The sequence below is a fragment of the Streptomyces sp. NPDC001617 genome, from assembly GCF_053596855.1.
On the sequence record NZ_JBSFHA010000005.1, the window covers coordinates 13,827 to 38,005 of the forward strand.

The 24,179-nt window shown below is 70.8% G+C and carries 17 protein-coding genes; 11 read left to right on the top strand and 6 right to left on the bottom strand.

The window, feature by feature from the left end; all coding sequences use genetic code 11:
- Window positions 1-7: 7 nt before the first annotated feature.
- The 3 genes from ACWC09_RS05495 to ACWC09_RS05505 all read right to left on the bottom strand — a co-directional run bounded on the left by ACWC09_RS05495 (window position 8) and on the right by ACWC09_RS05505 (window position 5,656).
- Complete coding sequence (locus tag ACWC09_RS05495; RefSeq protein ID WP_450848760.1) at window positions 8-1,534, bottom strand: DUF5719 family protein; 1,527 nt, start codon at window positions 1,532-1,534, stop codon at window positions 8-10.
- Window positions 1,531-5,187: a glycosyltransferase gene (locus ACWC09_RS05500; protein ID WP_450848762.1), complete on the bottom strand. Its 3,657-nt coding sequence runs from the start codon at window positions 5,185-5,187 to the stop codon at window positions 1,531-1,533. The genes ACWC09_RS05495 and ACWC09_RS05500 overlap by 4 nt, the downstream gene beginning before the upstream one ends.
- A 205-nt stretch (window positions 5,188-5,392) precedes the next feature.
- Window positions 5,393-5,656: a WhiB family transcriptional regulator gene (locus ACWC09_RS05505; protein WP_003975777.1), complete on the bottom strand. Its 264-nt coding sequence runs from the start codon at window positions 5,654-5,656 to the stop codon at window positions 5,393-5,395.
- Between the two features lie 621 nt (window positions 5,657-6,277).
- On the opposite strand from ACWC09_RS05505, the gene ACWC09_RS05510 reads away from it, so the two are divergent.
- The 4 genes from ACWC09_RS05510 (at window position 6,278) to ACWC09_RS05525 (ending at window position 10,280) form a co-directional block, all read left to right on the top strand.
- The gene (locus tag ACWC09_RS05510; protein ID WP_450848764.1) at window positions 6,278-6,784 is read left to right on the top strand and encodes a cysteine dioxygenase; all 507 of its coding nucleotides are present in this window, start codon (window positions 6,278-6,280) and stop codon (window positions 6,782-6,784) included.
- Between the two features lie 33 nt (window positions 6,785-6,817).
- Window positions 6,818-7,777 (top strand): 2-phospho-L-lactate transferase, encoded by a 960-nt coding sequence (cofD, locus tag ACWC09_RS05515; RefSeq protein WP_450848766.1) that lies wholly within the window; start codon window positions 6,818-6,820, stop codon window positions 7,775-7,777.
- Window positions 7,774-9,084, top strand: a complete 1,311-nt coding sequence (locus ACWC09_RS05520) for a coenzyme F420-0:L-glutamate ligase (RefSeq protein ID WP_450848768.1) — start codon at window positions 7,774-7,776, stop codon at window positions 9,082-9,084. Before cofD ends, ACWC09_RS05520 begins: the two co-directional genes overlap by 4 nt.
- A gap of 191 nt (window positions 9,085-9,275) precedes the next feature.
- Complete coding sequence (locus tag ACWC09_RS05525; RefSeq protein ID WP_450848770.1) at window positions 9,276-10,280, top strand: DNA-3-methyladenine glycosylase family protein; 1,005 nt, start codon at window positions 9,276-9,278, stop codon at window positions 10,278-10,280.
- Between the two features lie 118 nt (window positions 10,281-10,398).
- Here the strand turns inward: ACWC09_RS05525 and ACWC09_RS05530 are convergent, their stop codons facing one another.
- Window positions 10,399-11,481: a sugar phosphate nucleotidyltransferase gene (locus ACWC09_RS05530; RefSeq protein ID WP_450848772.1), complete on the bottom strand. Its 1,083-nt coding sequence runs from the start codon at window positions 11,479-11,481 to the stop codon at window positions 10,399-10,401.
- 165 nt (window positions 11,482-11,646) lie between these two features.
- Window positions 11,647-13,134, bottom strand: a complete 1,488-nt coding sequence (locus tag ACWC09_RS05535; protein WP_450848774.1) for a peptidoglycan recognition protein family protein — start codon at window positions 13,132-13,134, stop codon at window positions 11,647-11,649.
- A gap of 129 nt (window positions 13,135-13,263) precedes the next feature.
- On the opposite strand from ACWC09_RS05535, the gene ACWC09_RS05540 reads away from it, so the two are divergent.
- From ACWC09_RS05540 to ACWC09_RS05560, 5 genes are all read left to right on the top strand, one after another.
- The gene (locus tag ACWC09_RS05540) at window positions 13,264-14,019 is read left to right on the top strand and encodes a TIGR03089 family protein (RefSeq protein ID WP_450848776.1); all 756 of its coding nucleotides are present in this window, start codon (window positions 13,264-13,266) and stop codon (window positions 14,017-14,019) included.
- A gap of 219 nt (window positions 14,020-14,238) precedes the next feature.
- Window positions 14,239-15,432, top strand: a complete 1,194-nt coding sequence (locus ACWC09_RS05545) for an LCP family protein (protein WP_450848778.1) — start codon at window positions 14,239-14,241, stop codon at window positions 15,430-15,432.
- 225 nt (window positions 15,433-15,657) lie between these two features.
- On the top strand, window positions 15,658-17,385 hold the full coding sequence (locus tag ACWC09_RS05550) for an LCP family protein (RefSeq protein WP_450848780.1): 1,728 nt from the start codon (window positions 15,658-15,660) through the stop codon (window positions 17,383-17,385).
- Window positions 17,386-17,462: 77 nt separating this feature from the next.
- Window positions 17,463-19,115 carry an LCP family protein gene (locus ACWC09_RS05555; protein ID WP_450848782.1) on the top strand — a complete coding sequence of 551 codons (1,653 nt, stop codon included), beginning with the start codon at window positions 17,463-17,465 and terminating at the stop codon, window positions 19,113-19,115.
- A gap of 237 nt (window positions 19,116-19,352) precedes the next feature.
- A complete protein-coding gene (locus ACWC09_RS05560) occupies window positions 19,353-20,939 on the top strand; it encodes an LCP family protein (RefSeq protein WP_450849120.1) in 1,587 nt (528 codons plus the stop codon).
- 27 nt (window positions 20,940-20,966) lie between these two features.
- Here ACWC09_RS05560 and ACWC09_RS05565 read toward each other — a convergent pair whose 3' ends face one another.
- Window positions 20,967-22,010: a glycosyltransferase family 2 protein gene (locus ACWC09_RS05565; RefSeq protein ID WP_450848783.1), complete on the bottom strand. Its 1,044-nt coding sequence runs from the start codon at window positions 22,008-22,010 to the stop codon at window positions 20,967-20,969.
- Between the two features lie 129 nt (window positions 22,011-22,139).
- On the opposite strand from ACWC09_RS05565, the gene ACWC09_RS05570 reads away from it, so the two are divergent.
- Together ACWC09_RS05570 and ACWC09_RS05575 are read left to right on the top strand one after the other, a co-directional pair.
- Window positions 22,140-23,609 (top strand): LCP family protein, encoded by a 1,470-nt coding sequence (locus tag ACWC09_RS05570; RefSeq protein ID WP_450848785.1) that lies wholly within the window; start codon window positions 22,140-22,142, stop codon window positions 23,607-23,609.
- A 187-nt stretch (window positions 23,610-23,796) separates the two neighbouring features.
- A complete protein-coding gene (locus tag ACWC09_RS05575) occupies window positions 23,797-24,159 on the top strand; it encodes a four-helix bundle copper-binding protein (protein ID WP_450848787.1) in 363 nt (120 codons plus the stop codon).
- Window positions 24,160-24,179 lie beyond the last annotated feature (20 nt).

A 24,179-nucleotide genomic window follows, 5' to 3' on the forward strand; every position in this document is an offset into this window, starting at 1 on the left:
ACCGCCCTCACTTCTGCAGCACCGACAGGTCCTGGTCCGCCTGCGGCACCGACACCAGCCCCCGGTCGTCCGGCAGCGTCTGGATCGTGAAGCCGGGGACGCCCTCCTCCGTGGCCGCCAGGGTGCGGGAGGCGTAGACCGGGCCGCCGGACACGGCCTCGACCGTCAGCGCGTACGTGCCCTTCAGGCCCGTCGGGACCGGGGCGTCGACGTCCTGGGTGGTGCCTGCCTTGATCGTGTAGGTCCTGGAGACCGTCGTGCCGTTGTCGCTGCCCGCCGACGCGGTGACCTTCACCTGGGCGGTGCGGGTCGGCGCGGTGATCGACAGGGTGGAGCTCTTGCCGCTGTTGTCGGCCGACGTCGCGCGCGTGCCGACCGGTGCGCTCGCCGGGATGAAGGCCGTCTCCTGCTTGCCGCCCTTGCTGCGGACGACCTTCAGCGCGGCCACGACCGGTACCGACTGGTCCGTGGGCGTCAGGATCAGGGAGCCCGCCTCGCCGCGCGTGACGTCGCCCAGGTCGACCGCCGTCGTCATGCCCGCCTTGACGTGCAGCGTCTCATTGCCGGCCGGTGTGATCGGGCCGGTCGGGGAGGCGAGGCGCACCTTCAGGTCGGCGTCCGCGTCGCCCGGCGTGAAGGCGATCAGGCGGACCGAGGAGGCGTCCTTGGGGATGCCGGGCAGGACGAGGCTGCCCGCCGGGTCCGTGGAGGCCGGCAGCCAGTCGCCGCCCGACTTGTCGTCCAGGGCCTGCACGGCGGCGCCCACGCGCCCGCTGCGCACGTTCACGTGCACCGTGAGGTCGGTCTGCTTCTCGTCGGTGAGCGTGGACAGCAGGACCGGGTCGCTGGAGTGCGGCGGGACCGTGATGCCCTCCCCCACCGTGGACTTGAGGGTGCCGTCCTTGCCGTAGAGCTCGATGTCGACGACGGCGGCCGAGTCGTCGGGGTTGGTCAGGTGGACGTAGTCGGTGCGGTCGGCGCCGGTGCTGGCGCCCGGGAACCAGAACTCCGTGTCCGGCGCCGTGCAGTTGACACCCTGCAGACCACGCCCCGTGCCCGCGGCGACCTCGGTGGTCTCCTGCACCGACCAGCCCGGCGCGAACTTGCCCTCCGCGGTGCCGACCAGCGCGGGCGCGTCGGAGCCCGACGTGTCGCCGGTGACGGGCGTACCGGGCTCCTTGGGCGTGAGGACCGGCTTGTCGGCCGTCTTCTTGCCCTTGCCCTTGCTCTTCTTGTCCTTCGTGGTCCTGCCGCCGCCCGTCCCGTCGTCCGACTGCTCGGTGGCGGCCTGGAGTTCGGCCTGGCCGTCGCTTCCCGTGCCCTTCGTGACGGGCGTGAAGGACGTGTACGACGTCTCCGCGATGTCGGAGGTGCTCGGGGCCGGGCAGAGCAGTGTCGTGCGCTCCACGGGCAGTTCGGCGGCCGCCTTGGCGGTGTCCGCGCCGGAGGCGCCCGGCGCGGTGAGCGAGGCGAACCCGGTGATGGCGGCGAGCGCGGCCGTGCCGGCGATCAGGGAGATGGTGGTGCGGTTCACTGCTGACTCCCGTCGGGGCGCTCAGGGTTGTGCGGATGCTGCTGCGCCGGGTCGTACGCGGGGTCGTAACCCTGGGGAGCCTGCTGGTACGTCGGGTCGTACGCGGTGTGGTCGTACGCCTCCTGGGGCGTACCGCCGTAGGCGTACGGGTCGTACTGGCCGCCCTGGTACGGGTCCGCCTGGTACGACTGGTCGTACGCGCCCGCCGGGTACTGCTGGGCGCCCTGGTACTGCTCGTTGGCGTACGGGTCGTAGCCGGCGCCCTGGTATGTCGCCGGGTCCCACTCGTCGTATGCGGGCTGCTGCTGCGGGACCGGGACCGGTGTCTCCTCCGGAGGAGGAGACGGGAAGTCCTCGCTCTGGTCGGCCTCCTCGGCCTCGGCCTGGGCGCGCAGGCGGCGGGCGCGGCGGCCCTCGCCGGCGACGGCCTGGGCGGGGATCGACGGCTCCTCGGGGAGGTCGTCGTCGACATCGCGGCGGCGGCCGGGCAGGGCCATGACCACGAGGATGACGGCGAGGGAGCCCTGGGCCCACAGCCAGGCGGTGTGGGTGATCGGGTCGTCGTAGGTGACGTCCAGCTTGCCGCCGGAGGCGGGGAGTTCGAAGCCCTGGGCCCAGCCGTCGACCGTGGTGCGGGTGAGCGGCTTGCCGTCCAGGCTGGCCGTCCAGCCCTCGGCGGCGGTGTCCGCGAGGCGCAGGACGCGACCGTCGGCGCCGGACGGGACGGTCGTGTGGATCTCGACCGGACCGGCCGCCACGGGCTGCGGTGTGCCGGTTCCGGAGGCGGTGACGATCGTCGCGCGGGCGACCTCCTGGTCGACCCGCCACAGGGCGCTGCCGTTCTGCTGGCTGAGGCGGCTCAGGCCGGGCGTGGCGTCCAGGACTCGGGTGACCTCGCGAGGTGCGCCCTTGTGGACGAGGACGTAGCGCACCGCGAACTCGCCGAGCTGGTCGGACTGGTCGGCGCCGGAACCGGCGACGAGGTTGGCGACGACCTTGTCGAGCTTGGCGTTCTCCCCGTCGGCCGCGGCGGTCTCGGCGTCGCCGAGGCGGGCGCCGGAGCCGCGGACCAGGGTGTAGCCGACGTGGGCGGTGGAGTCGCTGTCGAGGACGAGGGTGCGGGCCTGGTCGCTGGTGCCGCTCTCCTCGGCGACGAACGCGGGCACCTGGGTGGGGTCGCGCCGCTCCAGCGGTCCGTCGGCGCCGCGGATCATCCAGCCGGCGGCGACCAGCAGCGGCCCCGCGAGGGAGGCGAAGGCGATCAGCGCGGCCACCGGCTGGCGCCAGCCGAAGCTCTGCTCGGCCACCCGCGCGCGTGCGCCGTCGGCGCCGAGGGCGGCGGCGGACAGCAGGGCGACGCCGTAGACGAGAGTGGCGGGGCCGGCCCAGGTCGAGCCGTTGGACAGGACGGCGAAGACGAGGCCCACCAGGGCGACCGCCCAGGCCGTCCAGATTCCGAACTGACGCTCCGAGCGCAGCAGGGCGGCCAGCGCGGCCAGCACGATGCCGATCAGCATCAGCCCGTCGACCGTGCCCGGGCCGCCCGGGCTGATGCCGAGCAGGTCGACGGCGGAGGCGGCCGAGGGGCCGTAGTCCAGGCCGGCCTCCTTGAAGAAGCCGAACGGGAGCAGCGTCAGCGACCAGGGCGCGAGGACCAGCAGGGGCGAGCCCAGCTGGGCCAGGAAACGCAGGCCGTAGGCGGTGATGTCGGTGCGGCGGAGCACCAGCACCGCGATGCCGAGGATCAGCGCGATCGGCCACACGATCGGTGTGAACGCGGTGGTGATGGTCAGGAGCAGGGCGTACGCCCAGGTGGCCCGCCAACTGCCGCGCGCGCCCGAGGTGTTCGTGAGGCCACTGGCGGCGATGCCCGCGCGCGCGATGAGCGGCAGCAGCACGGCCAGGACGGCGGTGCCGATGCGGCCCCCGGCGAGCGCGCCGGTGGCGGCGGGCAGGAAGGCGTAGACGACGGCCGCCCACGCGCGCAGCAGGCGCGACTCGACGAGCGGGCGGGAGGCGAAGTACGCGGTGAAGCCGGCCAGCGGCACCGAGCAGACCAGCAGGACCGTGACCGCGAGGCCGGTCGAGCCGAGGAACACGGAGGCCAGCGCGGCCACGATCGCCAGGTACGGGGGCGCGGACGGGGTGCCGCCGGCGCCGACCGCGTGCCAGGAGTCGAGGTAGCGCGACCACAGCTCGCTCGCGTCGCCCGGGGCGGGCAGCAGGGCGCCGCCCGCGAGCGCGCCGCCGCCGAGCAGTGCGCGGCAGGCGACCAGGGAGACGAACAGCAGCACCAGGAAGAGCATCGGGCCGGGCTTGCGGGCGATGCGCTTGAGGCGGGCGAACTGCTCGATCTCCAGGAAGTCGGCGTCGTCGCCGCCGGGCCCGGACTCGACCGCGCCGCCGTGCCGTCCCGCACCGGCGGCGGCCTCGGCGTCGGCGTCGCTGAAGAGGTTGCCGGCGACCTGCTCGACGGTGGCCCGCACGGTCGCGCCGGGCGGCGGGAACAGCGCCCGCAGCTCGCCCTTGTCGATCTGCGGGGCCCCGCGCCTGCGCCGTCCGGCGATGATCCGCTCGGGCCGCAGCAGCGTGCCCAGCAGGCCGCGGATCTCGTCGACGGCCTGTCCGGGGACCTTGCCGACGAGATAGGCGACGGTACGCAGGAGCGTGCCGAGTACGAGGCGCACCAGCACCCAGGGCAGCGCGGCCGTACGGCTGTTGACGAGCAGGGTGTAGACGGCGCCGGCCTTGTCGACCATGTGCGGGGAGGCGGCGCTGCGGCCCACGCAGTCGACGGTGCGGCGCTCGCGGGAGGAGGCTTCGGCGTGCCGTACGACCGCCTCGGGGGCGATCAGGACGCGGTGGCCGGCGGCGGTGGCGCGCCAGCACAGGTCGACGTCGTCACGCATCAGCGGAAGCCGCTTGTCGAAGCCGCCGAGCTGCTCGAAGACGTCGCGCCGGATCAGCATGCCGGCGGTGGACACCGACAGCACGGAGCGGACGTGGTCGTGCTGGCCCTGGTCCTGTTCACGGCGGTCCAGGCCGGTCCAGCGGCGGCCGGAGTGGGCGATGGAGACGCCGACCTCCAGGAGCTGCCGCTTGTCGTACCAGCCGCGCAGCTTGGGGCCCACGACGGCCACGTCGTCGCGGCCGAGCTCCAGCTCGTTCTCCACCACCCGCAGCAGCTGGGCCAGGGCGTCGGGATCCGGGGCGCAGTCGTCGTGCAGCAGCCACAGCCACTGGACCGGCTCGCCGTGCGGGAGCTCCGGCATGTCGTAGGCGTCGTCGCGCCATGAGCGCGTGACGGGGTCCCAGCCGCTGGGCCGCTTCAGATACGGCAGCTCGTCCGGGGTCAGCACCGGAGCGGTCCGGGCCGCCTCCTCGACGGCCTGGCCGAAGCCGGTGCGGCGGGCGAGGTGCAGCACGCGGTCGGCGCCGAGGGCGTCGGTGACCAGCCGGGCGGAGTCGTCCCCGCTGCCGGTGTCGGCCGCCATGACGTACTGGACGGGGCGCTCCTGGCCGAGCAGCCCGGCGAGCGCGTCGGGCAGCCAGCGGGCGCCGTCGTGCGAGACGACGACCGCGGTCACCACGTGACGCGGAAACTCTGGAGTGGCAGCGTCGTGTTGAGCTGCCGTGTGGCTGTGCACGGACATCGAGGTACGGGCCCCGGTTCGATGGACTGCGGTGGACGTCTGCGCCCTGTGGGGGCAGCGAGGCGTCTCGGACGAGCGACCACACTATCGGCTGGGCACAACAGTGGCCCGCCGCCTGTGGATAAGCCACCTGCGACGGGCCGTTCGGTAAGGAAGTGCCGGGAAGAGCTTGGGTACGCGCGCGTGCGCCGTATCGGACGGCGGCTCAGACGGCGGCCTTCTTCAGTCGGCGGCGCTCTCTCTCGGACAGGCCGCCCCAGATGCCGAAGCGTTCGTCGTTGGCGAGGGCGTACTCGAGGCACTCGGAGCGGACCTCACAGGCGAGGCAGACCTTCTTGGCCTCGCGGGTGGAGCCGCCCTTCTCGGGGAAGAAGGACTCGGGGTCGGTCTGGGCGCACAGCGCGCGCTCCTGCCAGCCGAGTTCCTCGTCCGCGTCGTCGACCAGCAGTTGCTGCACCAGCTCGGTCATGTGCGCCCCTCGTCTGTCTTTCGCGTCCCCGTGATGTAGCCGTTACCGATTCCGGCTGAACGACACGAGTGAAATTACAAGTGTGCTGCTCCGGGCGAGTCAAGCCGAGATCTGCTATTGGGCCCCTTATTCACTCTGCGGAACCAAGGCCATGCAGAAAGTGTTCAAATCGGCATAAACCTTGACACGCAGACGAGGCCCAGGAGGGCCTCCGACCCCGCACACGAGCCTGTACGGGGAAGGACGCCCGGATGTTCGATCCCGTTCCACAGGAGGCCTGTGCGCCCGGTTGTGCGCCATGTGTCCCGGTCGGGCAGTGAACAAACCTTTCACCTCATAGATGAACCGGATGAGGTGAAACGCGTCCCACTTACCGGGTGTCGAGTTGACAGTGGAGGTGTGAACCGATTGCCTTGTGGGCATGCTCGCGAACTTGGCGCCCACCTCGACCCGCACCGCCGGGTCCCACGGTGCTGCCCGCGCTCGCTGTAGCTGTTGCTGTTCCAGCTGTTGAGCCGTACCCCGCTCCAGCTGAAGACCGAGTCGCCCGGCGGCTCGGTCTCGGTCTTTCCCCCGCTTCGTTCCCTCTGACGTCCCTTCACTGAGGAACCACCGCACTTCATGAACAGCGACAACGACCTCCAGATCGCCGGCGACCTCCTCGAGGTCCAGCACCTGCTGCAGCCGCCGCGCGAGCACCCGGTGACCGTGGCCGAGTTCGTGGGCCTGGCCCGCTCCATCGCCGCGGACCGCTCCCAGTGGGAGCACCTGGTCGAGTACGACACGACGACGCGCTGGTACCACCGGCTGCGCACGGGTCCGGGCTACGAGGTCTGGCTGCTGTCCTGGGTGCCGGGGCAGGGCAGCGGGCTGCACGACCACGGGCGGTCGTCGGGCGTGCTGACCGTGCTGGAGGGGACGCTGACCGAGCGGACCGAGCGGAGGACGCGCGCGCTGGGCGAGGGGGCGCAGCGGGTGTTCGCGCCGGGGTACGTCCACGAGGTCGTCAACGACGCGCTGGAGCCGGCGGTCAGCCTGCACGTCTACTACCCGGGCCTGACCGAGATGCCCATGCACACCTCCCCGCACTGCGAGGCCCGGACCGAGCCGCGTCCGGTGTCCGCCTGACGCGTTGTCGTACCCGCCTGCAAGACTTGGCGCATGCGAATCGTGGTTCTGGCAGGCGGCATCGGTGGTGCCAGGTTCCTGCGCGGTCTGAAGCAGGCGGCGCCGGACGCGGACGTCACCGTCATCGGCAACACCGGGGACGACATCCACCTCTTCGGACTGAAGGTCTGCCCGGACCTCGACACGGTGATGTACACGCTCGGCGGCGGCATCAACGAGGAGCAGGGCTGGGGTCGCGCCGACGAGACCTTCCATCTCAAGGAGGAGCTCGCGGCATACGGCGTGGGTCCGGAGTGGTTCGGGCTCGGGGACCGGGACTTCGCCACGCACATCGTGCGGACGCAGATGATCGGTGCCGGGTATCCGCTGAGCGCGGTGACGGAGGCGCTGTGCGACCGGTGGAAGCCGGGCGTACGGCTGATCCCGATGACCGACGACCGCGTCGAGACGCACGTGGCCGTCGAGATCGACGGCGAGCGCAAGGCGGTCCACTTCCAGGAGTACTGGGTGCGGCTGCGGGCCTCGGTGCCGGCCGAGGCGGTCGTGCCGGTCGGTGCGGAGCAGTCGAAGCCGGCGCCGGGGGTGCTGGAGGCGATCGCCGAGGCCGACGTCGTGCTGTTCCCGCCCTCGAATCCGGTCGTCTCGGTCGGCACGATTCTCGCCGTGCCGGGGATTCGTGAGGCGATCGCGGAGGCCGGGGTGCCGGTCGTGGGCCTCTCCCCCATCGTCGGGGACGCGCCCGTGCGCGGGATGGCCGACAAGGTGCTCGCCGCGGTGGGCGTGGAGTCGACGGCCGCGGCGGTCGCCGAGCACTACGGCTCGGGGCTGCTCGACGGCTGGCTCGTCGACACCGTGGACTCGGGCGTCGTGGAGCGCGTCGAGGCGGCCGGGATCCGGTGCCGGGCGGTGCCGCTGATGATGACCGACCTGGAGGCGACCACGCAGATGGCACGGGAGGCGCTGACGCTGGCGGAGGAGGTGCGGACGTCTTGAGCGAGGTATCTGCCGACGGATACCGGGTCTGGGCCGTGCCCGGGCTTCCCGAGGTACAGCGAGGCGACGATCTCGCCAAGCTGATCGCTGCCGCGGAGCCGGGGCTGGTCGACGGGGACGTGGTGATCGTCACCTCGAAGATCGTGTCCAAGGCCGAGGGGCGGGCCGTCTCGGCGACGGACCGGGAGGCCGCGATCGATGCCGAGACCGTGCGGGTCGTGGCTCGGCGGGGCGCGCTGCGGATCGTCGAGAACCGGCAGGGGCTGGTGATGGCCGCCGCGGGCGTCGATGCGTCCAACACCCCAGCGGGGACTGTGCTGTTGCTGCCCGAGGACCCGGACGGCTCCGCGCGCGCGATCCGGGGCGGCCTGCGGGACGCTCTCGGCGTCGATGTGGGTGTCCTGGTGACCGACACGTTCGGGCGGCCCTGGCGCTCGGGGCTCACGGATGTCGCGATCGGCGCCGCCGGGGTGCGGGTGCTGGACGATCTGCGCGGGGGTACGGACGCGTACGGGAATCCGCTGAGCGCGACCGTCGTCGCCACGGCGGACGAGCTGGCGGCCGCCGGTGATCTCGTCAAGGGCAAGGCCGCCGGGCTGCCCGTCGCCGTGGTGCGGGGGCTGGCGCATGTGGTGGCCGAGGACCACACGGAGGGGGCGCGGGCCATGGTGCGGGGTGCGCGCGACGACATGTTCCGGCTGGGGACGTCCGAGGCGGTACGGGAGGCGGTGGCCCAGCGTCGTACCGTACGCGCGTTCACCGACGAGCCCGTCGACCCGGAGGCCGTGCGGCGGGCGGTGGCGTTGGCGGTCACCGCGCCCGCGCCGCATCACACCACGCCGTGGCGGTTCGTGCTGCTGGAGTCGGAGGCGGCGCGGGGTCGGTTGCTGGACGCGATGCGGGATGCGTGGGTCGCGGATCTGCGGCGGGACGGGAAGTCGGAGGAGTCGATCGCGAAACGGGTGCGGCGGGGGGATGTGCTGCGGAACGCGCCCTATCTCGTGGTGCCCTGTCTGGTGATGGACGGGTCGCACGCGTATGGGGATGCTCGCCGGGACGGGGCCGAGCGGGAGATGTTCGTGGTGGCCGCGGGGGCGGGGGTGCAGAACTTCCTGGTGGCGCTGGCCGGGGAGCGGCTGGGGTCGGCGTGGGTGTCGTCGACGATGTTCTGTCGGGATGTTGTGCGGGAGGTGCTCGGGTTGCCGGAGGGGTGGGATCCGATGGGGGCGGTGGCTGTGGGGCATCCGGCGGAGGAGCCGAGGGCCAGGGCCGAGCGGGATGCGGGGAGCTTTATCGAGGTGCGGTGAGGTTTCGCCGGCCCACGGTTCGTGGAGTGCCGGGCCTGCTGGCGGCTGAGGGCTGTGGGTGGCTTCTCGCGCCCACACGGCGGAGCCGCGCACAGGGATGCAGCCCCGCGCCCCTCCAGGCGTTGCAGGCACCTCGACCGATATGCATCGCCTAGTCTCTCAGGACATCCCCGACCCCCAGGAACTCATTCGTGGCAGGACGATTCGCCCCTCGGTCCACTCGTACGACGGTGCGCGGTGGGGAAGTCGTCCTGCCCTCGGGGATACCGCGGCAGACTCAGGCTCCCGGGCGCGTGCGGGTCGTCGTACCCGATGGGCCGTTGGATCTCGGGCTGGTGCTGGGGCCGCTCAGGCGTGGGCCGGGGGATCCGACCTTTCGGGCCATGCCCGACGGGTCTGTGTGGCGGGCGAGTCTGACTCCTGGTGGGCCCGGGACCCTGCGGGTCTCCGTCAGTGGTGGTGCGGTGCGGGGCGAGGCCTGGGGACCCGGGGCCGAGTGGCTGCTGGAGCAGCTGCCCGCGTTGCTCGGGGGTGCCGATGAGCCCGAGGTGTTCGTGCCTCGGCATCGGGTGGTGGCCAGTGCCTGGCATCGGCGGCCTGGGCTCAGGCTGACGCGGACCGGGCTGGTGCTGGAGTCGTTGATTCCGTCCGTGCTGGAGCAGAAGGTCACGACCGATGAGGCCTATCGGGCCTGGCGGATTCTGGTGCGGAAGTTCGGGGAGCCCGCGCCCGGGCCTGCGGCGGGCGGGCGGCTGTGGGTGATGCCGGGCCCTCGGACCTGGGCGTTGATTCCCTCGTGGGAGTGGCATCGGGCGGGCGTCGACAACAAGCGGGCGTCGACGATTCTGCGGGCTGTGCGGGTGGCGGGGCGGCTGGAGGAGGCCGTGGCCATGGAACCTGCCGCAGCTCAGGCTCGGTTGGAGGTCGTGCCGGGAATCGGGCCCTGGACGTCTGCGGAGGTGGTGCAGCGGAGTCACGGCGCCGCCGATGCGGTGACCGTGGGGGATCTGCATCTGCCGGGGATCGTGGGGTGGGCGCTTGCCGGGGACCGGGATGCGGACGACTCCGTGATGCTGGAGCTGTTGGAGCCGTATGCGGGGCAGCGGCATCGGGCGGCTCGGTTGATTCTGCTGAGCGGGCGGACGCCGGCGCGGCGGGCACCGAAGATGCCACGGGGTGACATCGGGCGGCTGTAAGCGAACCGGCGTCGCCCGTGCCGCCCTGGGGGCTCCGCCCCCCACCCCTGATCGGCCCTGAAGGGGCCTCGTCCTCGAACGCCGGTCGGGCGGGACATGCCCGGCCGGCGTCGAGAAGCTACTGGTCCGAGGAGAACCGCACCGCCCCCGCCGGAATCCGCGCGTCGCACCACACCCGCATGCCGTCCCTCAGCTCGTTGTCGGGGCCGATGACCGCGCCGTCGCCGATGACCGTGCCGGTGAGGACGGAGCGTTCGCCGACGCGGGCGCGGGTGCCGATGAGCGAGTCGGTGATGACGGCGCCGGGTTCGATGACGGCGCCCGGGAGGATCGTCGAGCCGAAGACCCGGGCGCCCTCGGCCACGAACGCGCCCTCGCCGACCACCGTGCCGCCCGTCAGTTTCGCGTCGGGGGCCACCCTGGCCGTGGGGAGGATGAGGCGGTCGCCGCAGCGGCCGGGGACCGCGGGGGACGGGGCGCGGCCCAGGACCAGGTCCGCCGAGCCTCGTACGAAGGCGGCCGGGGTGCCCAGGTCCAGCCAGTACGTGGAGTCGACCATGCCCTGGAGGTGGGCGCCGGCCGACAGCAGATCAGGGAACGTCTCGCGCTCGACGGACACGGTGCGGCCCGCCGGGATCGTGTCGATGACGGAGCGCCGGAAGACGTACGCCCCCGCGTTGATCTGGTCGGTGACGATCTCCTCGGGGGTCTGTGGCTTCTCCAGGAAGGCGAGGACCCTGCCCGTCTCGTCCGTGGGGACCAGGCCGTAGGCGCGCGGGTCCGTGACCTTCGTCAGGTGGAGGGAGACGTCCGCGCCGGAGGACTCGTGGGTGTCGACCAGTCTGCGGATGTCCAGTCCGGTCAGGATGTCGCCGTTGAAGACCAGGACCGGGTCGTCGGGGGCGGAGTGGAGGCGGGACGCGACGTTGCGGATGGCGCCGCCCGTGCCGAGGGGTTCCTCCTCCGTGACGTACTCGATGTGCAGGCCCAGCGAGGAGCCGTCGCCGAAGTACGGCTCGAAGACCTCGGCCAGATAGGAGGTGGCCAGGACGATGTGCTCGACGCCCGCGGCTCTCGCTCTCGCCAGTTGGTGCGTGAGGAAGGGGACACCGGCCGCCCGGACCATGGGCTTCGGCGTGTGCACCGTGAGCGGACGCAGCCTCGTGCCCTTGCCGCCGACCAGGAGGATCGCTTCTGTCACCTGTCGTCTCTGCTTCCTGCCGGGACCGGCCGAAACTCTCTTTCGGCCGGCCAGTGTATGCAGATCGCCGTGCGACGCCTTCGACGGCACGGTGGCGTTGGACGGTTCCACCCCTGTCCCCCGACGGCGGGTGAATGCGAGCCCCGGATCGAATTCCCGATCGGATCAACGGCCCTGGTAGCGGGCCGCGGTCGAGCGGGCCGTGCCGAGCTTGCCGTAGAGCTGCCGGCCCGGGCACTCCGTGGCGAATCCGTCACGATGGCCGGAGATCACATTCAGACGGACGTTCTTTCCCTTTCGGTAGAGATTGCCACCGCCCGACTTGAGATATGTCTTGCCGCGCGGATTCGCCCCGTAGAGACCGAGTTTCCAGGCCGTGAGGCGGGCGATGGCCTTCAGCACGGCCGCGGGCGGTTTGCTCGAGCCGAAACTGCCGAGGACCGCGATCCCCATGCTGTTGGTGTTGAAACCGAGGGTGTGGGCGCCCAGGACCGGCTTCGCCACTCCCCCGGCACGGCCCTCGTAGATGTTTCCGCACTTGTCGACGAGGAAGTTGTAGCCGATGTCGCGCCAGCCCATGCTCCTGACGTGGTACCGGTAGATACCGCGAATGACGGACGGGGCCTGCGAGCAGCTGTATCCGTTGCCGGACGCGGTGTGGTGGACGAAGGCCGCCTTGACCTTCTTCGTGTAGACGAACCCCTTCTCGCGCAGCGACTCGTTCGCTCCCCAGCCGCGGCGCGTGATGATGCGGGGGCGGGGGCCGATGTAGGGATTCGCCCGCTGAGCCGCCGTCAACTCGCCCAGGCGCAGGGTGCGTACCTCGCGCACGGTCGCGGATCGGGTCAGGGCCGGGATCGCCGCGGCGCCGAGGGGGGCGAGGTCCGCGTTGTCCGCGGAGGCGGCCAGGGATGCGGCGGACTCGGCGGTCACGGCCCGGACGCGGGGGCCGGCCGGGATGCCGTGCAGGGCACGTGGGAGGGCGGCGCGGGGGGCAGGCTCCTGGCCGGGGTCCACGAGTTCGAGGCGGAGGCCGGAGGGGAGGGGACCGGCGACCGCCGTGGTGCGGGTGCCTCGGGCGGTTTCGTCGGTCCGGCGTTCCTCTTCGGCGCGGACCCGTACGTCGACGCCGTCCGAGTCGCCCACCCACAGCGGTGCCGTGGCGCCGCGGACGTGGCCCGAGACGCGCTCGGCAGCGCCCGGGTCGGCGCCGTCGTCGTTGTGCGTCTGCAGGTCCTGCCAGCCGGACCAGGTGCCGGTACGGGCCCCGCGCGTGCGGACCTGGACACGGCCGTGGAATTCGAGGTTCGGGTCGTCCCAGACCACGCCGACCAGGGAGAAGTGGTGTACGCCGCCCCGGGTCAGGCCCTGTTCGGGGGCGACCGGGCCGAGCGCTCGGGCGCGGGTGAGGGGGGCGAGGGGCAGGGACTGGGTGCTGCCCGGGATGCCGGACGCGTCCGGGGAGCCGGGGGCGTCGAGGGTGTCAGGGGCGTCGAGGATGTCGGGGTGGACGAGCGTCGGCGCGGATCTCGCTCCGCTCTGCGCCGGGCTCGTCGTCGCCGCGACGGCGGACGGGATGAGCGGGAGGACGAGGGCGGCCGCGCAGGTGACGCCGATCGTCGTCGCGATCGAGGAGGCAGGGAATCCACGCATGTCCCTGATGTTGGACATAGTCATATTTGTCTGTCCATTCGGGAACTGACGGGGCGTCGGTTCCCGTTGCGCCGAACCGGTGGCGTCGGCGGCCGGTGCGTCGGGAGGCGGCCGCGTACGCTTGCGCGGGTGAACGCCAGTGATCGCACCCCTGCCGACCTGCTGTCTTCCGCGCTGGCCGCGGATCCCGGACGTCCTCTGGTGACGTTCTACGACGACGCCACTGGCGAGCGGGTCGAACTGTCCGTGGCGACCTTCGCCAATTGGGTGGCCAAGACGGCGAATCTCCTTCAAGGGGACCTTGCCGCCGGCCCCGGTGACCGGGTTGCGCTGTTGCTTCCCGCGCATTGGCAGACCGCCGTGTGGTTGCTCGCCTGCGCGTCGGTGGGGGTCGTCGCCGATGTGGGCGGGGATCCGGGTGTCGCCGACGTCGTGGTGAGCGGGCCGGATTCCCTGGAGGCGGCTCGGGCCTGTCGTGGAGAGCGGGTCGCTCTCGCGTTGCGGCCGTTGGGTGGGCGGTTCCCGCAGGTTCCGGACGGGTTCGTGGACTACGCCGTCGAGGTGCCGAGTCAAGGAGATCGGTTTGTGGCGTTCGCGCCGGTGGATCCCGAGGAGGCGGCGTTGATCGTGGCCGGGCGGGAGTTCAGCGCGGCCGAGGTCGTGGAGCGGGCTCGGGCGGAGGCGGCGGAAGTGGGGCTCACGGGGCCCGGTTCGAGGATCCTGTCCGGGTTGTCGTACGACACCTGGGAGGGGTTGAACGCCGGGTTGTACGGGCCGCTTGCCGTCGGGGGGTCCGTGGTGTTGTGCCGGCATCTGGAGGAGCTGGGGGAAGAGGGGCTTGCCAAGCGGGTGGAGAGTGAGCGGGTGGGTGTGGTGCGCCGCTGAGACGGGGACAGGCTGTTGAGTGGCGGCTGCGGGTGGGTGGGGGCCGGCCGCGCCCACGCGGCGGAGCCGCCCATTGATGGAGCCGCACATGGATACAGTCCCGCGCCCCTGAAAGATCTCCACTCACCCGACTGGAGCAGTACCGCACGCCTTCACCGCCCTCTCCGGGCCATGGTTGTAGGACAAGTACGTCCGTCGCCATGAGGGGTGGAGCCGCACGTGACCGAGACCGTTGGCACCCTTGGTCCCGGTGCGGGCTCGTCCGCTTCCGGCAGGGGGCTCATACGGCGGCGTCGGCGGAAGTGGGTCAAGTGGGGTGGGGTCGGCATCGCCCTGGTCGTCGTAGGTGCCGGGGTCGGTGGGTGGGCCGTGTACGTCAAGCTCGACGGGAACATCACGGCCGACAACGCCGCCGCCGCGGAGCTCGCCCGGTACGAGAAGGAGCGGCCCACCTCGCTGGCCAAGGACGCTCAGAACATTCTGTTGATCGGGTCCGACTCGCGGGCCGGGGACGGGAACTCCCGGTACGGGAGGGACTCGGGGACCGAGCGGTCCGACACGACGATCCTGTTGCACCTCGCCGCCGGGCGGCGGGCCGCCACCGCGATCTCGTTGCCCCGGGACCTGATGGTGGACGTGCCGGCCTGTCTGCGGGCCGACGGGACTCGGTCCGACCCCGCGTTCGTGATGTTCAACTCCGCCTTCGAGACCGGCGGTTCGGCCTGCACCATCCGGACCGTCGAGCAGTTGACGGACATTCGGATCGATCATCATGTCGTCGTCGACTTCCGGGGGTTCAAGGAGATGGTCGACGCCGTGGACGGGGTGCAGGTCTGTCTGAGCGAGCCGATCGACGACAAGGCCGCCAAGCTGAAGCTGCCCGCCGGGCGCGTGACGCTCGACGGGGAGCAGGCCCTGGGGTACGTGCGGGCGCGGAAGTCGTTGGGGGACGGAAGCGACACCGAGCGGATGGACCGTCAGCAGAGCTTCCTGGGCGCGCTGGTCAACAAGGTCCAGAGCAACGACGTACTGCTGAATCCGGTGAAGCTGTACCCGGTGCTCGATGCCGCCACGTCGTCCCTGACGACCGATCCGGGGCTGGCGAGTCTGCGCGGGCTGTACGACCTTGTGCGCGGGCTGCGGGACATCCCCACGAAACGGGTGCAGTTCCTGACCGTTCCGAGGGAGTCGTACGCATACGACTCCAATCGCGACCAGCTGGTGGAGCCGGAGGCGCAGCGGCTGTTCACGCGATTGCGGGCCGATGAGCCCGTTTCGGTGGCGGATGGTCACCAGGAGTACGGGAGCGGCGACGGAAAGTCGGGAAATGCCGGGGCCGGGGAGCCGTCGAACAGCAATTCCCCCGCACCCACGTTCCGGGGGAACACGGCCGCCGAGGACTCCTGCAGGTAAAGCGCTCACCAAATCACCGCACTTATGTCCGAGAAAAAGGGCGAATTGGCCTGCCCCCGGGCGTGGAATTTCTCACCGTCGTCACTGGGGGCTGAACAGGCCGGATAGTGTGAGCGGTCCGGTGCATCCCGCCGCGAGGTCCTTCCTGGCGTCGAGCACTGTGTGACCGAGACCCGAGCGCCTAGGGGGGAAGGCGCCGCGCCCCGACGGAGGATTCGGACAATCGTGGACGCGACAGGCCGTGGGCGGGCGGATGACATCGATCCCGCAGACCAGTGGGTGCTCAATCCGAACACCGGTGAATACGAACTGCGACTGACCCCTTCCGCACCGCAATCGGTGGTGCCCAGCCCCCGTAGATCCGCACCGCGGGCGGCGGGGGGTGCCGTGCGCAGTCGTACGGTGGCTCCGGAGCGGGCGCCCGGGCGGGACATTCCTCCGCCGCGGCGTCGGCGGGGTGTGCCCGAGGAGCCTCTTCCGGGGCGGCGCGGCCGACGGCCGGTGAAGAAGAAGGGCAAGGCCAAGAAGGTTCTGCTGTGGACGGGCGGGACCATGGCCTTTGTGCTGGTCGCCGCTGCCGGTGGCGCCTATCTCTACATCAAGCACCTCAACGACAACATCACGTCCGTCTCCGACGACGGCGCGAGCACCGGTGGCTTCAGCAAGGGCAAGGCGATCAATATCCTGTTGATCGGCACCGACAAGCGCACCGGCAAGGGCAACACCAAGTACGGCGACTCCGGCAGCGTCGGGCACGCGGACACGACGATCCTGCTGCACGTCTCCAAGGACCGCTCGAACGCGACCGCACTGAGCATCCCGCGCGACCTGATCACGGACATCCCGGACTGCCCGACCAAGCTGGCCGACGGCACCGAGAAGGTCATCGCGGGCACCAGCAACGTCCGTTTCAACACCAGCCTCGGGCAGGACGACCGTACGCCCAGCTGCACCGCGCGCACGGTGACCGAGCTGACCGGGATCACGCCGGACAACTTCATGGTGGCCGACTTCAACGCGGTCAAGACGCTGACCACGGCGGTCGGCGGGGTGGATGTCTGCCTCGGCAAGGACATCAACGACCCGGACTCGCACCTCAACCTGAAAAAGGGCATGCAGCACATCCAGGGCGAGACCGCGCTCGCCTTCGTACGCACCCGGCACGCGGTCGGCTTCGGCGGCGACCTGAGCCGGATCACGCTGCAGCAGCAGTTCCTCAGCGCGCTGATGCGCAAGTTGAAGTCGAACGACACGCTCACCGACCCGACGAAGATGGTGAAGATCGCCGAGGCGGGCACCAAGGCGCTGACCGTCGACTCCAACCTGAACAGCATCGGCAAGCTGAAGGACCTCGGGTTGGAGCTGGGCAAGCTCAACCCGAAGAACCTGACGTTCACCACGGTTCCGGTGATCGACAACCCGGCCGAGAAGGTGAAGGCGACCGTCGTCCTCAACCCGAACACGGCCCAGCCGGTCTTCGACGCGATCAAGAACGACGTCTCCTTCACCGCGGTCAAGGCGGAGAAGAAGAAGGAGGCCGCCGCCGCGGCCGCCCGGCTCAAGGGCACCAAGTCGGCCGCCTCCGAGGTCCGGGTGCAGATCCTCAACGGCGGTGCGGCGGCCGGCAGCGCACAGGCCGAGCTCAACTACCTGCAGAACGACGCCGGTGTGCTGAAGTCCTCGAACGCGGGCAACGCGGACGCGGCCCAGGCGAAGACCACGCTCGAGTACGCCCCCGCCCAGGCCGACCAGGCCCGCCGCCTCGCGGCCATCCTGGGCCTGTCCGGGGCGCAGCTGAAGCCCGGGAAGAGCGTGACCAACGACCAGGGTCTGCCGACGATGACGCTGACCCTGGGCAAGGACTTCCCGGGGGCGGGAGAGTCGTACTCCGCGTCGACCAAGGCGCCGGACGTCGACAAGACCACGGCCGACAAGGTCGAGTGCGCGAAGTGACCTGACGGGCCTGTCGTGCGTCTAACAGGACGCAAGGCAGGCCCGTGAACTTGGCGCAAGGGTGGGGAGGACGGGGAATGACGCAGAGCAGTGTGCGTGGGGAGGGGACGCGAGGGGGCGTCCTGAAGGCTTCCGACGGCGAGCGAGGGGTGCGGGAGGCGAGCGACGGTTCCGGCAGATCCGGTGCGGAGGCCGCGGGGGGCGGTGGTCATCGTCGGGGCGGGCCCCGGCGGGGACGGCGGGCGCTCAGATGGTCCGCCATCGTGCTGTCCGTGGTGATACTCGGGACGGCCGGCGCCGGTTACCTGTACTACGAGCATCTCAACGGCAACATCCACAAGGGCGAGCGCAGCAGCGGTGACGCCAAGGCGCGCAAGACCGCGGCCAACGCGGCCGGGCAGACGCCGCTCAACATCCTGCTGATCGGCTCCGACAGCCGTAACTCCGACGAGAACGTGAAGCTGGGCGGCGCCAAGTACGACCGCGGCAGCCCGCCGCTCGGCGATGTGCAGATGCTGATCCACCTCTCCGCAGACCGCAAGAGCGCGGCGATGGTGAGCATCCCCCGGGACACCCGGGTCGACATCCCCAAGTGCACGGACCCCAAGACCGGCAAGACGTACCCGGCGACCAACACGATCATCAACGAGTCGCTGGCCCGGGGCGGCGCCGGCTGCACACTGGCCACCTGGGAGAACCTCACCGGGGTCTACATCGACCACTGGATGACGATCGACTTCTCGGGCGTGGTGCGGATGGCCGACGCCGTCGGCGGCGTCGACGTGTGCGTCAGGCAGAACGTGTGGGACCACCCGACGGCCGCGGTGCCCGGCGGCTCCGGTCTCAAGCTGACCGCCGGCACCCACAAGGTCGAGGGCAAGCAGGCCCTGCAGTGGCTGCGCACCCGGCACGCCTGGGGCAGCGACCTGATGCGGGCCCGCGCCCAGCACATGTACCTGAACTCAATGATCCGCGAGCTCAAGGGCCAGAACGTGTTCACCGACACGGGCCGGCTGATGGACCTGGCGGAGGCGGCCACCAAGTCGCTGTCGGTCTCCGAGGAGATCGGCACCGTGAAGAAGCTGTACGACCTGGGCATGCAGCTCAAGTCGGTGCCGGCGGACCGCATCACCTCGGTGACGATGCCGAACGTCGAGGACCCGCAGAACAAGGACCACCTCGTGCCGAACGGGGCCGCCGCCGACCAGCTGTGGGAGATGCTCCGCGACGACGTGCCCCTGGACAACAAGGGCAAGGCGTCGAGTTCGAAGCAGACGAAGGCCAAGGAGGAGGCCACCAAGGCCCCTTCGGCGCCCGACGGGCAGATCGGCGTCGTCGTGCAGAACGCCACCCAGTCCTCCACGCTCGGCCCGGTTCCCGGGCGCGCGGGCGCCATCGCCGAGGAGTTGACGGCGAAGGGGTTCACCAAGGCGTCCAAGGACGCGACGGCAGGCCTGTCCGAGGACAGGACGGTCGTGCGCTATCCGAGCGCCGAACTGGAGGGCGACGCCCAGCGCATCGCCAAGTCCCTGGGCATTCCGCTGAGTTCGGTGAAACGGTCCACCGACGTCTCGGGGGTCACGGTCGTCGTCGGCGCCGACTGGCGTACCGGCACCGCGTATCCGAAGCAGTCCAAGCCCAAGGCGGGCGACCTGCCCAGCGGAACCGACGCCATCAACGGCTCGGACAAGAGCCAGTGCATGGACGTGTACGCGCCCTACCGCTGGTAGGGACTCCCCGCGGCCGAACCGACCGTCGGCACTGGACGCCCACCTGTGCGGATACTGTGGGCGATCCAGTGCTCGGGCCCGCATGCACGTTAATCCGGGTTTCACATGGTGACCCACAGCTGACTCCTAACTGTCTGCAGAATGATGAGGCGCGCTCACGTCCGAAGAGCCCGGGGCGCAAGGGTTTGAAAGGACAGGGAGTTGGCGCAGAGCAGTGTGCCTGCGGTCGAGGACACGATGTCCCTCACTCCGCAGGGCGGCGAGAGAGTGCCGGAGCAGCGGCGGCACGGCAGCGGCGGGGGCCGACGCAGACGCGGGGTCGGCAGCCCGGACGGGGACCGCAAGCGCCGGAGACACCGAATAATGCTCTGGTCGGCGATGGTCATGGCGGTGGTCATGGTCGGCGCGGCGGGCGCCGGTTACCTCTACCTCCGGCACCTCGACGACAACATCAAGAAGGACGACCTCAACATCGGGGACAAGAAGGACCGCGCGGCCAAGTCGAAGGCGAACTCGGCCGGCCAGACCCCGCTGAACATCCTCCTGATCGGCTCCGACGCCCGGGACTCCAAGGAGAACCAGAAGCTCGGCGGCGCGAAGAGCACGTACAACACCGCCCCGCGCGCCGACGTCCAGATGCTGCTGCACGTCTCCGCCGACCGCACCAACATGTCGGTCGTGAGCATGCCCCGCGACACGCTCGTCGACATCCCCACGTGCACGGACCCGGACACCAAGAAGACGTACGCGGCGACCACCTCGACGATGACCAACGCCTCCCTGGAGCGCGGCGGCCCCGGCTGCACGGTGGCCACCTGGGAGAAGCTCACCGACATCCACATCGACCACTTCGTGATGGTCGACTTCGCGGGCGTGGTCTCCATGGCCGACGCCATCGGCGGCGTCCCGGTCTGCGTGGACGCCGACATCTACTCCCACACCTCCTCCGGCCACGGCTCGGGCCTCAAGTTGAAGAAGGGCACCACCTCGGTCAAGGGCAAGCAGGCCCTGCAGTGGCTGCGCACGCGCTACGGCTTCGAGGACGGCAGTGACATCGCGCGCACCAAGGCCCAGCACATGTACATGAACTCGATGGTCCGCCAGCTGCGCGAGAACGCCACGCTCAGCAACCCCGGCAAGCTGCGCGCCCTGGCCGAGACCGCGACCGAGGCGCTGACGGTCGACAAGGGGCTCGGGACCGTGACCAAGCTCTACGCCCTGAGCAAGGAGCTGAGGAAGGTCCCCACCCAGCGCATCACCATGACGACGATGCCGTGGGTGTACTCCTCCGACGGCAACCGGGTGCTGCCGAAACCGACCGACGCGGCGAAGCTGTGGCGGCTGGTCCGCGAGGACATCGCGCTGGACGGCAAGGACAAGAAGAAGACGAAGACCAAGACGTCCGCCGACCCGGCCGCGACCGACGACAAGATCGCCGTGCGGGTGCAGAACGGTACGAAGAGCAGCACGCTCGGCCCGGTGAGCGGTCGTGCGAGCGCGATCGCCCAGCTCCTCGTCGGCAAGGGCTTCGACGAGGCCAAGGCCGACTCCTCCACCCTGCTCAGCGAGGACGAGACGGTGATCCGCTATCCGAGCGCCGACCTGGAGGGCGACGCCCAGCGGGTGGCCAAGGCCCTCGGGATTCCGACCAGCCAGGTGGAGAAGTCGACCGACGTCAGCGGCGTCACCCTGGTCGTCGGCGCGGACTGGCGCTCCGGCACCAAGTACACCGCGGACGACGACACCACGCCGAAGTCGGCGAGCGCGCTCAACGGGGCGGACACCAAGGCGTGTATGCACGTCGACCCGGACTACACCTGGTAGTCCGGGTCGACGGGGGCCCCGCGGCGCTCAGTCGGAGGCGAGCACCGCGGGCCGCCGGGACGCGATGACCCGCTTGGCCAGCGACTTCGGGCTGGTCAGGAAGCCCCAGCCCCAGCACATGTGCATGGTGGCGAGCGCCACGGGAATCTGCAGCCGCGCCTTGAGCGGAAGCCCCTTGCCGGCCGGAACCGACCCGAGGACTATCGCCGCGAGATAGCCGCCGGGGATCACGAACCCCAGCGGGGTGACCAGAGCGCCGATCACGATGCCCGCCGCGATGGCCAGCACCGCCGTCGGCGGGGCGAGGTAGCGCAGGTTGATGGAGCCCTCGTGGTAGCGGGCGACGACGTGCCGCCAGCGGCCGTAGTCCTTGTACTGCTTGGCCAGCGCCCTGACGCTCGGCCGCGGCCGGTACGACACCCGCAGCTCCGGCGAGAACCAGATCAGCCCGCCGGCCTCCCGGATGCGGAAGTTCAGCTCCCAGTCCTGGGCGCGGATGAACTCCTCGTTGTAGCCGCCCTGCCGCTCCAGGGCCTCGCGCCGGAAGACGCCGAGGTAGACGGTCTCGGCCTCGCCCGCGGCCCCTCCCGTGTGGAAGGACGCGTTGCCGACCCCGATCTTCGAGGTCATCGCGGCGGCGACCGCGTGCTCCCAGTCGTTCTCGCCCTCGGCGTGCATGATGCCGCCGACGTTCTGCGCGCCGGTCTCCTCCAGGAGCCGTACGGCGGTGGCGATGTAGTTCGGCGAGAGCATGCCGTGGCCGTCGACGCGGACGACGATCGGGTGTCGGGATGCCTTGATCGCGGCGTTGAGGGCGGCGGGCGTGCGGCCGGTCGGGTTCGGGACGGTGTACACACGCTTGCTCGGGTCGGACGCGGTTTCTGCCACGAGCTGGGCGGCGATCTCGTCCGTGCGGTCCGTGGACGGACCGAGGGCGATCACGACTTCCAGCTCGCCGGCGTACTCCTGCGCGAGGATCGCTTGGACGGCTCCGCGCAGATGCCGCTCCTCGTCGAGGACGGGCATGATCACAGAAACGGCGGGGAGCTGCACGTCGGAATTGGCGTTCATCGGTGCTCACGTTACCGCGAACGGGGGACAGCTCCGCGCCCGACCGGGGCGGCGGACCGGGCCACAGATCGTATGGACCTACGGTGCTCACGATCCCACGTACGGCCGTCGCCCGGAGGTGTCCTCCCCTTGCCCACGCAGCCCCGGTCCGCCGCCCCCGCCCGCCCGCAGCGCCGCTCCGGGCCGCCCCGCACCCCGCAACAGCGGGGCGGCCCGCGGCCGCCCGTGCGCAAGCCCCGCAGACCGCGCTGGGCGATGCGGGCGGTGACGACGCTCTCCGTGGTCGTCCTCGCCTCGGCCGGGATCGGGCACGCGGTGATCACCGGTCTCGACGCGGACATCGCCCGCGTCGACCCCTTCAAGGACATGAAGAACCGCCCCCGGGCCGGCCACGGCATGAACATCCTGCTGGTCGGCACGGACGGCCGTGACCAGGTCACCGAGCAGGAACGTCACCGCTTCCACCTGGGCGGCGCCCCCTGCCACTGCACCGACACGATCATGATCGTGCACATCTCGGAGGACCGGGAGCGGGCCAGCGTGGTGAGCCTGCCGCGCGACTCGTACGCCGAGGTGCCGAACGCCGACGGCAGGGCCGATCATCCGATCAAGATCAACGCGGCCTACGCGGAGGGCGGCCCGAACCTCACCGTGCGCACGGTCGAGAAGATGACCCACGTGAAGATCGACCACTATCTGGAGGTCGACTTCATCAGCTTCATGAAGACGGTGGACGTGCTCGGCGGCGTCAAGATCTGCACCACGGAGCCCCTGAAGGACACCTACACCGGCCTGGACCTCCCCGCCGGCACCCACACCCTCATGGGCGGCCAGGCCCTCCAGTACGTGCGCGCCCGCCATGTCGACGGCGCCTCCGACCTCGGCCGGATGAAGCGTCAGCAGCGCTTCCTGGCCGCGCTCGTCGAGCGCGCCACGTCCTCCGGAATCCTCCTGAACCCCATGAAGTTCCGCGACGTGACGCACGCGGTTCTGGGCTCGGTCCGCGCGGACAAGGGCTTCGGCACGGACGAACTCCTCGACCTGGGACGGGCGATGCGTGACTTCTCGCCCTCGTCCTCGGAGTTCACGACGGTCCCCATCGGTCAGATGGGCTACGCCGTCAAGGGTGTCGGCTCGACCCTGAAGTGGGACACCGCCAAGGCCGACGCCCTCTTCCGGAACCTCAGCGACGACAAGCCCCTCACCGTCCGCAAACCCCTCCCCAGGACGGTCACCGTCCAGGTGCCCCCGAAGCAGATCCGCGTCCAGGTCGAGAACGGCACGGCCACCGGCGGCCTCGGCAAGCGGGTGGACGCCGCGCTCGCGGGGACGGGCTTCCAGACGACCCACCTGCCGGCGAACGCGACCGACCGCACGGTGAAACGGACGATCGTCGAGTACGACCCCCGCTGGGACCGCTCCGCGAAGTCCCTGGCGGTCGCCCTGCCCGGGAGCGAGCTACGGGCGGTGAAGGGGCTGGGGCCGACCCTGAAGGTGATCGCGGGGGCGGACTTCAGGGACGTGCGGAAGGTACGGGCCGAGGAGCCGCCGCAGACGCAGAGCGCGGTGGTGACCGGGGACCAGGTGGTGTGTTCGTGACCACGCGGAGCCGTAACCCCAATGGGCCTGCGGCATCGCCCTGACGGAATGCCGAGAATGGTGCACTCCGGTGGCTTACGTTGCGGATTGTTGGCGTCCGCCCGATGGCGCCGGGTCCCGGGCGGGCGTAGGACGGGAGACACACGGGGCCCGCCCCGGGCCCTTCGAGTTCCCTCCAGGAGGAGCCATGACCCAGACCGGACCCATGACGGCCATGTCCAAGGAGATGCAGGACTGCGTCGAGGCCTGCATGACGGCCCACACCATGTGCGAGGAGACCATGAGCTCCTGCATGCAGATGGGCGGCCAGGCCCAGATGCAGATCATGCGCGCCCTCATGGACTGCTCCGAGATGACCCGCATGTGCGCGGACATGATGATGCGCCGCTCGCCCATGTCCGCCGAGATGTGCGCGATGTGCGCCAAGGCCTGCGACATGTGCGCCGAGGCGTGTATGTCCATGCCGGACGACCGGATGATGATGCGCTGCGCGGAGGCGTGTCGCCGCTGCGCGGAGATGTGCCGGGCGATGGCGGGCGCGACGATGTGACGAGCGCCCGAGCGTGATCG

What these genes read in the sequence shown, in the direction of transcription:
- ACWC09_RS05500 (WP_450848762.1), bottom strand. Translation starts at nt 5,187, where the DNA reads ATGTCCGTGCACAGCCACACGGCAGCTCAACACGACGCTGCCACTCCA.
- ACWC09_RS05555 (WP_450848782.1), top strand. Translation starts at nt 17,463, where the DNA reads ATGACGCAGAGCAGTGTGCGTGGGGAGGGGACGCGAGGGGGCGTCCTG.
- ACWC09_RS05535 (WP_450848774.1), bottom strand. Translation starts at nt 13,134, where the DNA reads ATGCGTGGATTCCCTGCCTCCTCGATCGCGACGACGATCGGCGTCACC.
- ACWC09_RS05560 (WP_450849120.1), top strand. Translation starts at nt 19,353, where the DNA reads ATGTCCCTCACTCCGCAGGGCGGCGAGAGAGTGCCGGAGCAGCGGCGG.
- ACWC09_RS05565 (WP_450848783.1), bottom strand. Translation starts at nt 22,010, where the DNA reads ATGAACGCCAATTCCGACGTGCAGCTCCCCGCCGTTTCTGTGATCATG.
- ACWC09_RS05575 (WP_450848787.1), top strand. Translation starts at nt 23,797, where the DNA reads ATGACCCAGACCGGACCCATGACGGCCATGTCCAAGGAGATGCAGGAC.
- cofD (WP_450848766.1), top strand. Translation starts at nt 6,818, where the DNA reads ATGCGAATCGTGGTTCTGGCAGGCGGCATCGGTGGTGCCAGGTTCCTG.
- ACWC09_RS05505 (WP_003975777.1), bottom strand. Translation starts at nt 5,656, where the DNA reads ATGACCGAGCTGGTGCAGCAACTGCTGGTCGACGACGCGGACGAGGAA.
- ACWC09_RS05510 (WP_450848764.1), top strand. Translation starts at nt 6,278, where the DNA reads ATGAACAGCGACAACGACCTCCAGATCGCCGGCGACCTCCTCGAGGTC.